Genomic DNA, 12,286 nt, shown 5'->3' with positions numbered 1-12,286 from the left:
TTGCCAACCAGCCGGCCACCGACCCACGCCGTGGCGGGCTGCCACCCGGGCACCCGCCACTGAATGCCTTTATGGGCATACCGCTGCACCACGAGGGCGCCATGGTGGGACTGATCGGGCTGGCCAACCGCCCCGGTGGCTACGAGCGCACCCTGCTGGAGTTGCTGCGCCCGCTGCTGCAGCGCACCGCTTCGTGGATTGCGGCCAGCCGCGACGCGCAGCAGTTGCGCGAAAACCAGTCGCTGCTGGCCGAACTGGAGCAGGTGGCGCACATCGGCTGCTGGAAGCTCGATCTGCAAACCGGGCGGCTGCACTGGAGCGACGAGCTCTACCGCCTGTTTGGCCTGCAGCCGCAAGAATTCGCTGCCAGCTACCCAGCCTTTCTGGAGGCCGTACACCCAGACGACCGCGCCGCCGTTGATGCCGCCTACAGCGGTTCGCTGCAAGCCGGTGCCGACAGCTACGAGATCGTGCACCGCATCGTGCGCCACAGCGACGGCGCCATCCGCCACATCCATGAGCGCTGCCAACACCGGCGCAACGCCGCCGGCGCGGTGATCGAGTCCATCGGCACCGCCCAAGACGTGACCGAAAGCCAGCAGGCTGCTCTGGCCCTGCGCCGCGCCGCCAGCGTGTTCGAGCACGCCAACGACGCCATCGACATCACCGACGCCCAAGGCACCATCATCGATGTAAACACCGCCCTGTGCCGCCTAACGGGCTACAGCCGCGAGGAGATGTTGGGGCAAAACCCGCGCCTGTGGGCTTCTGGCCGCCACGACGCGGCTTTTTACCGCCAGATGTGGCAGGCCTTGCGCGAGCAAGGCCTGTGGCGCGGCGAAATCTGGAACCGGCGCAAAAACGGCGAGGTCTACCCGTGCCTGCTCACCATCAGCCCGGTGCGCGACGACCAAGGCCGGCTGCAGGGCTACGCCGGCGTCTCGACCGACCTCAGCGCCCTGCGCGAGCAGCAACACTAGGTGGAGCGCCTGAGCCAGTACGACGCCCTCACCGGCCTGCCCAACCGCAGCCTGCTCACCGACTGCTTGCAACAGGCCATGGCGCAAGCCCTGCGCCGTGGGCGGCAATTGGCGGTGGTTTATCTGGACCTGGACGGCTTCCAGGCCTTCAACGAGCACCTGGGCCCCGACGCTGGCGACGAGTTGCTCATTCGCCTAGCCCAGCGCCTCAAGGCCGCGCTGCCCGAAGACACCACGCTGGCGCGCATGGGCGGCGACTGGTTCGTGGCCGTGCTGCCCGGCCTGCCCCATGCGGCGGCGGCACAGCCCTTGCTCGATGCCATCTTGAGCCACATTGCCGCCTGCGAAGCCGATGCCCACAACGGCCAGCCCCTCACAGCCAGCCTAGGGGTTAGCTTCTACCCCCAGGCCGATGCGGTGGACGCCGACCAACTGCTGCGCCAGGCCGACCAGGCCATGTTCCAGGCCAAGCAAAGCGGCAAAAACCGCTACCACCTGTTCGACGCCGAGCACGACCGGGGCTTGCGCAGCCGCCACGCCGAGATTGGACAAATTGCGCTGGCGTTGCAACAGCAGCAGTTCGTGCTCTATTACCAGCCCAAGGTCAATATGCGCAGCGGGGCCGTGATCGGGGTCGAGGCGCTGATCCGCTGGCAGCACCCGCAGCGCGGCCTGCTCGCCCCAGGGGCTTTTATGCCGGCGCTGGAGCAGCAAACGCTGATGGTGGACGTGGGCGACTGGGTGCTCGAGCGCGCGCTGCAACAAATCGCCCAGTGGAACCGCGCTGGGCTGCGCCTGCCGGTGAGCGTCAACATCGACGCCATGCAACTGGCGCAAGCCGATTTTGTGCCCAAACTGCGCGCTGCGCTGGCACGCCACCCCGAGCTGTCGCCCAGCCAACTGGAGCTCGAGGTGCTGGAGACCAGCGCGCTGGGCGATCTGGGCGCCGTTTCCGACCTGCTGCACCAGTGCCGCGAGCTCGGGGTGACAACCTCGCTGGACGACTTTGGCACCGGCTACTCCTCCCTCACCTACCTCAAGCACCTGCCCACCCAGGTGCTGAAAATCGACCAGAGCTTTGTGCGCGGCATGCTCGACGACCCGACCGACAGCGCCATTTTGCAGGGCGTGCTCGGGCTGGCGCAGGCGCTCAAACGGCTGGTGATCGCCGAAGGGGTGGAAACCTCGGCCCACGCCCAGATGCTGCTGCGCCTAGGCTGCGTGCACGGCCAAGGCTACGCCATTGCCCGGCCCATGCCAGCCGAGCAGATTCCCGACTGGGTGGCGCACTGGAAACCCGACCCGGCATGGGCAGCGGCGCCCTCCCCTGCGCCCTGCGCAGCCCCGCCCCTCCAGACCGGCCAACCCGCCTAATCCGTCTTTTCGGTTTCGCATCGGTCTGGGGCACTCTAAAATCGGCTGTTGGCCCTGCCAGGCCCCAGCCCCACCGCATCCTTCATGACCCTGATCGAACTGTTCGAGACCGCCCGCGCGCGCCTGCAAGCCGCCCCCTTGGCCTACGGCCAAGGCAGCACCAACGCCCACGACGAAGCCGCCTGGCTGCTGCTGTGGCGGCTCGGCCTGCCCCCCGACAGCGATCTGAGCGCGCTGGCGGCGCAGCCGGTTGCGCCCGAGCAGGCGCAAGCCGTGCTGGCCCTGATCGACGAGCGCATCGCCACCCGCCGCCCCGCCGCCTACCTCACGCGCCAGGCGTGGCTGCAGGGCGTGCCGTTTTATGTCGATGAGCGCAGCATCGTGCCGCGCAGCCTCATCGCCGAGCTCATCGCCGCCGCCGAAGGCACCGACTGCCTCGACGACTGGCTGGGCACCCACACCCAGCGCGTGCTCGACCTGTGCACCGGTAACGCCAGCCTGGCGGTGTTGGCGGCGCTGGCCTGGCCCGAGGTGCAAGTTGATGCCGCCGACCTCTCCCCCGCTGCGCTGGCCGTGGCTCGCATCAATGTGCAGCAGCACGGCTTGACAGAACGCGTGCGCCTGATCGAGTCCGACGGCTGGGCCGCCCTGCCCGAGCGCTACGACCTGATCCTGTGCAACCCGCCCTACGTCTGCCGCAGCAGCATGCAGGCGCTGCCGCCCGAGTTTTGCGCCGAACCGGCTTTGGCGCTCGACGGCGGCCTGCACGGCGGCACCGACGGCATGGACTTTATCCGCACGCTGCTGGCGCAAGCCGCCGCGCACCTGCAGCCCGAGGGCGTGCTGGTGCTGGAAATCGGCCACGAACGCACCCACTTCGAGCGCGCCTTCCCCGGCCTGCCGGCGCACTGGCTGCACACCAGCGCCGGCCCCGATGCGGTGCTGCTGCTCACGCGCGCCGCGCTGGAGCTTTGGCAAGGCAGTCCGCTGGTGCCGGAGCAGGCAGCATGATCACCCTGCGCCAAATCACGCTGCGCCGTGGCAGCAAAGTGGTGCTCGACGGCGCCAGTGCGGTGCTCAACCCGGGCGAAAAAATCGGCCTGGTCGGGCGCAACGGGGCCGGCAAATCGAGCCTGTTTGCGCTGCTGCAAGGCCAGTTGCACGAAGACGGCGGCGAGTTGCAACTGCCGCGCCACTGGCGCAGCGCCTCTGTGGCGCAAGACATGCCCGAAACCACGCAAGACGCCACCGCCTTCGTGATCGACGGCGACACCCGGCTGGCGGCCGCCCGCGCCGCGCTCGCCGCCGCCGAAGCCAGCGATGACGGCCTGGCGCTGGCCGAAGCCCACAGCGCCTGCTTCGACGCCGGCAGCCACGACGCCCACGCCCGCGCCCAGGCGCTGCTGCTGGGCCTCGGGTTCGACACGCCACAGCTCGAACGCCCGGTGAACAGCTTTTCCGGCGGCTGGCGCATGCGGCTGCAACTGGCGCGCGCCCTGATCTGCCCGAGCGACCTGCTGCTGCTCGACGAGCCCACCAACCACCTCGACCTCGACGCCTTGGTCTGGCTGGAAAGCTGGCTCAAGCGCTATCCCGGCACGCTGCTGGTGATCAGCCACGACCGCGAATTCCTCGACGCCGTGACCAGTGTCACGCTGCACCTGGAGTCGGGCCAGCTCAAGCGCTACGGCGCCAACTACAGCCGCTTCGAGCTCATGCGCGCCGAGCAGCTCACGCTGCAGCAAAGCAGCTTTGAGCGCCAGCAAGAGCGCGTCGCGCACCTGCAGCGCTTCATCGACCGCTTCAAGGCCAAGGCCAGCAAGGCGCGCCAGGCGCAAAGCCGCGTCAAGGCGCTGCAACGCATGGAAAAACTGGCCCCGGTGCTGGCCGAAGCCGAATTCGACTTCGAGTTCGACGAAGCCGGCAACCTGCCCAACCCCATGCTTAGCCTGCGCGATGCCTGCTTTGGCTACCGCAGCCCCGACGGCCACGCCACCCCCATCGTGCGCGGCGTCACGCGCTCGGTCATGGCCGGGCAGCGCATCGGCATCTTGGGCGCCAACGGGCAGGGCAAATCGACCTTCATCAAAACCGTGGCGCGCACGCTCGACTTGCTCGAAGGCCAGCGCAGCGACGGCAAGGGGCTGCGCATCGGCTACTTCGCGCAGCAAGAAATGGACCTGCTGCGCGCCGACGACACCGCCCTGGCGCACATGGTGCGGCTGGCGCGCGAAACCGAAGCCGCTGGGGCCTTGGCCGGCCAAGCCACGCGCGAGCAGGATTTGCGCAACTTTCTGGGGCGCTTCCAGTTTGGCGGCGAGCTCACGCAGCAGCGCGTGGGCAGCATGAGCGGCGGCGAAAAAGCGCGCCTGGTGCTGTGCCTGATCGTCTGGCAGCGGCCCAACCTGCTGCTGCTCGACGAACCCACCAACCACCTCGACCTGACCACGCGCGAGGCGCTGGCGCTGGCGCTCAACGGCTTTGAGGGCACGGTGCTGCTGGTCAGCCACGACCGCGCCCTGCTGCGCGCCGTCTGCGACGAGTTCTGGCTCGTCAGCCACGGCGGCATCGAACCCTTCGAGGGCGACCTCGACGACTACCAGCGCCACCTGCTGGACCTGGCCAAGCAGCGCCGCGAGGCCTTGGCCAAGCCGGACAAGGCGGATAAAGCCGACAAATCGACCCGGCGGAATAAAGCCGACAAGGCCGACAAGGCCGATAAATCCGATCAAGCAACCAACAACCCAGCCGAGCGCAAGGGCAGCGGCACCGCCAGCAGCGCCACAAACAGCGGGACCAATGCGGCCAGCGGGGCCACCCCCGATCGCCTGCCCGCCGCCGAGCAACGCCGCCTAGACGCCCAGCGCCGCCAACAACTGGCCACGCGCCTGCAGCCGCACAAAAAGCAGCGCGAGGCGCTGGAGCGCGAGTTGGCCCAACTGCAAGCCGAGCAGCAGGCCCTGCACGCCCAACTGCAACAGCCCGAGCAGCCCGCGCCCGCGCTGGCCGCCGCCAGCCAGCGCCTGGGGGCCGTGGAGCAGGCCATCGAGGCCGCCGAAGAGCAGTGGCTCGAGGTGGCGCAGCAGATCGAGGCGCTGGAGCAGATGGCCTAAAGCCCTGCGCCGCCACCCACCGCCATCCGCCGCCCTTGGGCAGCCTTTTATAATCGGCCTTTCCTCAGCCGCGAGCCTTAGCCGGCTTGCCCGCGACATGACCAAATTCGTATTCGTGACCGGCGGCGTGGTGTCCTCACTTGGTAAGGGCATCGCTTCCGCTTCGTTGGCGGCGCTGCTCGAATCGCGCGGCCTCAACGTCACCCTGATCAAGCTCGACCCCTACCTCAACGTCGATCCCGGCACCATGAGCCCGTTTCAGCACGGCGAGGTGTTCGTCACCGACGACGGGGCCGAAACCGACCTCGACCTCGGCCACTACGAGCGCTTCATCGAGACACGCATGAAGCGTGCCAACAACTTCACCACCGGCCAGATCTACAAAAGCGTGCTCGAAAAAGAGCGCCGCGGCGACTACCTCGGCAAAACGGTGCAAGTGATCCCGCACGTCACCAACGAAATCCAAGAGTTCATCAAACGCGGGGCCGGCTTTGGCACGGCGCAGGCGGTGGAGGTGGCGATCGTCGAAATCGGCGGCACCGTGGGCGACATCGAATCGTTGCCCTTCTTGGAGGCGGTGCGCCAGATGAGCCTGCGCCTGGGGCCCAACCAGTGCGCCTTCGTGCACTTAAGCTACGTGCCCTGGATTGCGGCGGCGGGCGAGCTCAAGACCAAGCCGACCCAGCACACGGTGCAGAAAATGCGCGAAATCGGCATCCAGCCCGACGCCCTGCTGTGCCGCGCCGACCGCACCATCCCCGACGACGAGCGCGAAAAAATCAGCCTCTTCACCAACGTGCCGCTGTGGGGCGTGATCTCGCTGCCCGACATGCCCAGCATCTACCAGGTGCCGCGCCTACTGCACGAGCAGGGGCTAGACGGCCTGATCTGCGACAAGCTGCGCCTCAACACCCCACCGGCGCGGCTGCAACGCTGGGACGAGTTGGTGCACGCGCTGCAACACCCGCAGGGCGCGGTGCGCATCGCCATGGTGGGCAAATACGTCGATCTGTCCGACAGCTACAAATCGCTCAACGAGGCGCTGCGCCACGCCGGCCTGAAAAATCAGGTGCGCGTAGAAATCGGCTACATCGACTCCGAAACGCTGGAAGGGCAAGACGTGGCCGCCGCGCTGGCCCCCTTCGACGCCATTTTGGTGCCGGGCGGCTTTGGCAAGCGCGGCACCGAGGGCAAGATCGCCGCCGCCCGCTACGCCCGCGAGCAGCGCGTGCCCTACCTCGGTATTTGCCTCGGCATGCAAGTGGCGACGATCGAATTTGCGCGCCACGTGGCTGGCCTAGAAGGCGCCAACTCGACCGAGTTCGACCCGGCCACGCCGCACCCCGTCATCGCCCTGATCGACGAATGGCAAGACGCCGACGGCTCGATCCAAAAGCGCGACGGCAGCAGCGACCTCGGCGGCACCATGCGCCTGGGCACGCAAAGCGCCGACGTGCAGCCCGGCACGCTGGCGCACGCCATCTACGGCCCGCTGGTGCACGAGCGGCACCGGCACCGCTACGAGGCCAACACGCACTACCTGGAGCGCCTGCGCCAGGCCGGGCTGATCATTTCGGCGCTCACGCAGCGCGAGCAGCTCACCGAAATCGTCGAACTGCCCAGCAGCGTCCACCCCTGGTTCATGGGGGTGCAGTTTCACCCCGAATTCAAGTCCACCCCGTGGGGCGGGCATCCGCTGTTTAGCGCCTTCGTTCGGGCCGCCCTGCAACAGCAACAAACCCACCAAGGCTGATCCAGCATGCAACTCTGTGGCTTCGAAGTCGGCCTGCACCGGCCCTTTTTCCTCATCGCCGGGCCCTGCGTGGTCGAGAGCGAGGCGCTGCAACTCGAAGTCGCCGGGCGGCTCAAGGAAATCACCGCCGCGCTCGGCATCCCCTTCATCTTCAAGAGCAGCTACGACAAGGCCAACCGCTCCAGCGGCAGCAGCTTTCGCGGCCCGGGGCGCGAGCGCGGGCTGGAAATTCTGGCCCAGGTGCGGCGCGAGCTTGGCCTGCCGGTGCTCACCGACGTGCACACCGAGGCCGAAATCGCCGAAGTGGCGGCGGTGGTCGATGTGCTGCAAACCCCGGCCTTTCTGTGCCGCCAGACCGATTTCATCCGCGCCGTGGCGCAGTCTGGCAAGCCGGTGAACATCAAAAAGGGGCAGTTTCTGGCCCCGCACGACATGCTCAACGTGATAGACAAAGCGCGCGCCGCCGCCCGCGAAGCCGGTCTGCCCGAGGACAACTTCTTGGCCTGCGAGCGCGGCGTGAGCTTTGGCTACAACAACCTGGTGAGCGACATGCGCAGCCTGGCCATCATGCGCCAGACCAACGCCCCGGTGGTGTTCGACGCCACCCACAGCGTGCAACTGCCTGGTGGCCTGGGCCAGTCCAGCGGCGGCCAGCGCGAAATGGTGCCGGTGCTGGCGCGCGCCGCCGTGGCCGTGGGCGTGGCCGGCCTGTTCATGGAAACCCACCCCGACCCGGAGCGCGCCCTGAGCGACGGCCCCAACGCGGTGCCGCTCAAGCACATGCCGGCGCTGTTGGAGAGCCTGCTGGAGCTCGACCGCGTGACCAAAAAACACGGCTTCCTCGAACAGCATTTCAACCCCTGAACCTACCCGCCGCACCATGCCACACGCCTACCTGATTGCCGACGTCACCATCACCAACGAAGACCAAATGAAGGTCTATCGCGAGTGGAGCAGCCGCGCCATGCAAGAGCACGGGGCCGAGGTGCTGGTGCGCGGCGGCCTGGTCGATCCGCTCGAAGGCGGCTGGGTGCCGCAGCGCATCGTGGTGCTCAAGTTCCCCAGCCTGGCCGCCGCCCGCGCCTACTACGACAGCGCCACCTACACCCAAGCACGCCAAGCGCGCGCCGGGGCCGGCTCGATCCGCATGATCGCCGTCGAAGGCGTGTAAGCCCGGCCCGACCCCCCAGTTTCGACTTCTTCAAATCAAAGGTGCAAAAATGAGTGCAATCGTTGACATCGTCGGGCGCGAAGTCCTCGACAGCCGCGGCAACCCCACCGTCGAATGCGACGTGCTGCTGGAAAGCGGCGTCATGGGCCGCGCCGCCGTGCCTTCGGGTGCCTCCACCGGCAGCCGCGAAGCGATCGAGCTGCGCGACGGCGACCCCAAGCGCTACCTCGGCAAGGGCGTGCTCAAGGCAGTGGGGCACATCAACACCGAAATCAGCGAAGCCGTGCTCGGCCTCGATGCCTCCGAGCAGGCCTTTCTGGACCAGGCCCTGATCGACCTCGACGGCACCCCCAACAAAAGCCGCCTTGGGGCCAACGCCACGCTGGCGGTGAGCATGGCGGTGGCGCGCGCCGCCGCCGAAGAGGCCGGGCTGCCGCTGTACCGCTATTTTGGCGGCAGCGGCCGCATGCAGCTGCCGGTGCCGATGATGAACGTGGTCAACGGCGGCGCACACGCCAACAACAACCTCGACCTGCAAGAGCTGATGATCGTCCCGCTGGGCGCCAGCAGCTTTCGCGAAGCGCTGCGCTGGGGCGCCGAAGTGTTCCACGCCCTGAAAAAAATCCTGCACGACAAGGGCATGAGCGTGGCCGTGGGCGACGAAGGCGGCTTTGCCCCGAACCTGCCCAACCACGAAGCGGCGCTGCAACTGATCCTGCAAGCCATCGAGCAAGCCGGTTACGTGGCGGGTGAGCAGATCGCGCTGGCGCTGGACTGCGCCGCCAGCGAGTTCTACCGCGACGGCCGCTACCACCTCGAAGGCGAAGGGCTGGTGCTGAGCGCCGAAGAGTGGACCAATATTTTGGCCACCTGGTGCGACAAATACCCCATCATCAGCGTGGAAGACGGCATGGCCGAAGGCGACTGGGACGGCTGGAAGCACCTCACCGAGCGCCTGGGCAAAAAAGTGCAGCTGGTGGGCGACGACCTGTTCGTGACCAACACCAAAATCCTGCAAGAAGGCATAGACAAGGGCATCGCCAACTCGATCCTGATCAAGATCAACCAGATCGGCACCCTCACCGAAACCTTTGAAGCCATCGAAATGGCCAAGCGCGCCGGCTACACCGCCGTCATCAGCCACCGCTCGGGCGAGACCGAAGACTCGACCATCGCCGACATCGCCGTCGGGCTCAACGCCGGCCAGATCAAGACCGGGTCGCTGAGCCGCTCAGACCGCATGGCCAAGTACAACCAGTTGCTGCGCATCGAAGAAGACCTCGGCGACGTGGCGCGCTACCCCGGCCGGGCGGCGTTTTACAACCTGCGCTAAAAAATGCCCCCACCGCGGCCATGAGCGCCCGCACCGTCGCCCTGCTGCTGGCCGCCTTGCTGCTGGTGGTGCAGGCGCAGCTCTGGTTTGGGCGCGGCGGCGTGCCGCAGGTGCGCGAGCTGCGCGAGCGCCTGCACCTGCAAGAAGCCGCCAACGAGGCGGCGCGCCAGCGCAACGCCGAACTTGGCAGCGAGGTGCGCGACCTGCAAGAGGGGCTGGAGATGGTCGAGGAAGTGGCGCGGCACGAGCTCGGCCTGGTGCGGCCGAACGAAATTTTTGTGCAGATTCGGCGGCCTGAGGCGGGGGCGGTACCTTCAAGCTCTGCCTCAGATCCGGCTCCGGCCCAGACTCCGGCCAGCCGCAGCAACTGAACCCCCGCGCAGCCTGCGCACTCGCCCCTACCCCTGTGATCCTAGAGCCTTGGGCCCTGTGACCCATCAGGGCCTCGCCTCATTAGGGCCTCAATCTGCAGCAACCCAGCCTCAATCCGGCTTCAATCCAGCGCGCTGCACCACGCCTTGGTAGAGCTCGAACTCGAGCCGGGTTTGTTCGGCAAACTGCTCGGGCGTGTTGCCCACGATCACCAAACCGGTGTCCTCAATGCGCCGGCGGATTGCCGGGTCGGCCAGCACGCGCATGGTGGCGCTGTGGACGCGCTCGACCACCTCGCGCGGCAAGCCGCGGGGGCCGTGCAGGCCAAAAAAGGCCATGCGGTTCACGCGCGGCAGGCCCACTTCGGCAAAGGTCGGCACATTGGGCAGTTGCGCCGTGCGCCGCTCCGCCGCCACCACGATCGGCACCAGCCGACCCGCTTGGATGTGCGGCAGCGCCGTGGGCAGGTCGCCAAAAATAATCGGCACGTGGCCGGCCACCACGTCCACCAGCGCCGGGGCGGTGCCACGGTAGGGGATATGCACCAAGAAGGTACGGGTTTCGGACTCGAACAGCTCGACCAAGATGTGGTTGATGCTGCCCGTGCCCGAGGTGGCGTAGGAGAAGCGACCCGGCGCGGCCCGAATTTCGCGCAGGAAGGATGCAAAGTCGCGCCCCGCAAACGAAGGGTGCACCGCGAACACGCTGGGCGCGGCGGCGATGTTGGTGATGGGCGTGAAGTCGTTGATCGGGTGGTAGGGGGTGCGCGGGTTGAAGGCCGGGTTGGCGGCCACCGTCGAGACCGTGGCCACGCCCAGGGTGTAGCCGTCTGGGGTGGCGCGAGAGATTTCGGTGGCCCCGATCATGCCGCCCGCCCCAGCGCGGTTGTCCACCACCACCGGCTGCCCCAGCAACTGCGCCAGCGGTTCCGAGATGATGCGCGCCACGATGTCGGTCGGACCGCCGGGCGCAAAGGGAACGATCAGGCGCACCGAGCGCGTGGGGTAAGTGCGCGCCCAGGCGCTGCCGCTGGCAGCAAACAGGGAAGCGGCGAGCCCGGCGGCTCCAATCAGTGAACGGCGTTGCATGGTGGGTATCTCCTGCTCAAGTTAGCGTGCGACCCATTGTAGGCACGGCGAACACTGCGCAGCCGGATATTGCGCCCCTCAAGGGGCTGATTGGGATCGGGACTTACCCCAAGCCTCGCTACTGCAAGCGTGCCGCCGCAGCGGCCAGCACCGGCGGCTCCAGCAGCGCCTGCGCCGCATCCACCGCATCGAAACGGTACTGCGCGCCGCAGAACTCGCAGCCGATTTCCACCTGCTCGCGCTCAGCCAAGATCGAATCCACCTCGGCTGCGCCCAGGCTGCGCAGCATCGCCGCCACGCGCTCGCGCGAGCAGCGGCAGGCAAAACGCGGCTGCGTCGGGCCAGCAGGCTCTTGCAAGCGCAGCAGCGGCTCTTGCCAAAACAGGCGGTGCAACAGCGTCTCGGCATCGAGCCGCAGCAGTTCTTCGGGTTGCAAGCTGGCCGCCAGCGTGGCGATGCGCGGGTAGTCGTCGCTTTGCTCCCGCGCCTCGGCGCGCGCTGCCGCCGCTGCTTGGCCGCTCAAGTGCGCCTCGGCCGAGGGTGGCAGGCGCTGGATCAGCAACCCGGCGGCGCAATGCGCGTCGGCGGCCAGCACCAGCTTGGTGTCAAGCTGCTCGCTTTGCTGCATATAGTGCTCCAGCACCTCGCTCAGGCGCTCGAAGGGCTGCCCGTTTGCGCCGCCCAGCGCCACCACGCCTTGGTACGGCTGCTGCCCCGGCAGCCGGTCTTGCTGATCGAGCGTGATCGCGCAGCGCCCCTTGCGCTGGCGGTTGATCAGCTCGCTCAGGGGCGCGCCCTCGGGCACATCGCCGTGCACCTGGGCGGTGGCGCGAAAAGCAAAATTGGGCCCCACTTCGGCCACCGCCAGCCGCACCGGCCCGTCGCCCTGAATCTGCAGTTGCAGCGCCCCGTTGAACTTGATGTTGCCCTGCAGCAGCACGGCGGCGGCGCTCATCTGGCCCAGCAGATCGGCTACCGCCGCCGGGTAGCCACCCGCTTGGGCGTGGCGGCGCAGCAGCTCCTGCCAGCTCGCGCCCAAGCGCACCAGCAGGCCGCGCACCGGCATGCCCTCGAATAAAAACTTATGCAGTTGGTCAGTCAC

At 67.7% G+C, this 12,286-nt stretch carries 11 protein-coding genes; 9 read left to right on the top strand and 2 right to left on the bottom strand.

Annotation, left to right across the window (positions count from 1 at the left end; genetic code table 11):
- From SRAH_RS12180 to ftsB, 9 genes are all read left to right on the top strand, one after another.
- A partial coding sequence (locus tag SRAH_RS12180) for a PAS domain S-box protein (protein WP_149028984.1) occupies nt 1-980 on the top strand: 980 nt, incomplete at its 5' end.
- A complete protein-coding gene (locus tag SRAH_RS11080; protein ID WP_052369199.1) occupies nt 981-2,354 on the top strand; it encodes a putative bifunctional diguanylate cyclase/phosphodiesterase in 1,374 nt (457 codons plus the stop codon).
- An 84-nt stretch (nt 2,355-2,438) separates the two neighbouring features.
- Nucleotides 2,439-3,365, top strand: a complete 927-nt coding sequence (prmB, locus tag SRAH_RS11075) for a 50S ribosomal protein L3 N(5)-glutamine methyltransferase (protein ID WP_045477333.1) — start codon at nt 2,439-2,441, stop codon at nt 3,363-3,365.
- Nucleotides 3,362-5,467, top strand: coding sequence for an ABC-F family ATP-binding cassette domain-containing protein (locus SRAH_RS11070; protein WP_029463407.1), 2,106 nt, complete (start codon nt 3,362-3,364; stop codon nt 5,465-5,467). The genes prmB and SRAH_RS11070 overlap by 4 nt, the downstream gene beginning before the upstream one ends.
- 97 nt (nt 5,468-5,564) lie before the next feature.
- The gene (gene pyrG, locus SRAH_RS11065; protein ID WP_029463406.1) at nt 5,565-7,220 is read left to right on the top strand and encodes a CTP synthase; all 1,656 of its coding nucleotides are present in this window, start codon (nt 5,565-5,567) and stop codon (nt 7,218-7,220) included.
- A 6-nt stretch (nt 7,221-7,226) separates the two neighbouring features.
- Nucleotides 7,227-8,084, top strand: coding sequence for a 3-deoxy-8-phosphooctulonate synthase (kdsA, locus tag SRAH_RS11060; protein WP_029463405.1), 858 nt, complete (start codon nt 7,227-7,229; stop codon nt 8,082-8,084).
- A gap of 16 nt (nt 8,085-8,100) precedes the next feature.
- Complete coding sequence (locus tag SRAH_RS11055; protein ID WP_029463404.1) at nt 8,101-8,391, top strand: DUF1330 domain-containing protein; 291 nt, start codon at nt 8,101-8,103, stop codon at nt 8,389-8,391.
- 49 nt (nt 8,392-8,440) lie between these two features.
- Entirely contained in the window at nt 8,441-9,724 is a 1,284-nt protein-coding gene (eno, locus tag SRAH_RS11050; protein ID WP_029463403.1) for a phosphopyruvate hydratase, read from the top strand.
- A gap of 20 nt (nt 9,725-9,744) precedes the next feature.
- On the top strand, nt 9,745-10,095 hold the full coding sequence (ftsB, locus tag SRAH_RS11045) for a cell division protein FtsB (RefSeq protein ID WP_076607033.1): 351 nt from the start codon (nt 9,745-9,747) through the stop codon (nt 10,093-10,095).
- A gap of 111 nt (nt 10,096-10,206) precedes the next feature.
- On the opposite strand, the gene SRAH_RS11040 is transcribed toward ftsB, so the two are convergent.
- Both SRAH_RS11040 and hslO read right to left on the bottom strand, forming a co-directional pair.
- Nucleotides 10,207-11,184 (bottom strand): Bug family tripartite tricarboxylate transporter substrate binding protein, encoded by a 978-nt coding sequence (locus SRAH_RS11040; RefSeq protein WP_029463401.1) that lies wholly within the window; start codon nt 11,182-11,184, stop codon nt 10,207-10,209.
- A 118-nt stretch (nt 11,185-11,302) separates the two neighbouring features.
- The gene (hslO, locus tag SRAH_RS11035) at nt 11,303-12,286 is read right to left on the bottom strand and encodes an Hsp33 family molecular chaperone HslO (protein ID WP_029463400.1); all 984 of its coding nucleotides are present in this window, start codon (nt 12,284-12,286) and stop codon (nt 11,303-11,305) included.

Source organism: Serpentinimonas barnesii (assembly GCF_000696225.1).
Classification (GTDB): domain Bacteria; phylum Pseudomonadota; class Gammaproteobacteria; order Burkholderiales; family Burkholderiaceae_C; genus Serpentinimonas; species Serpentinimonas barnesii.
This window is presented reverse-complemented; position numbering and strand designations above follow the sequence as displayed.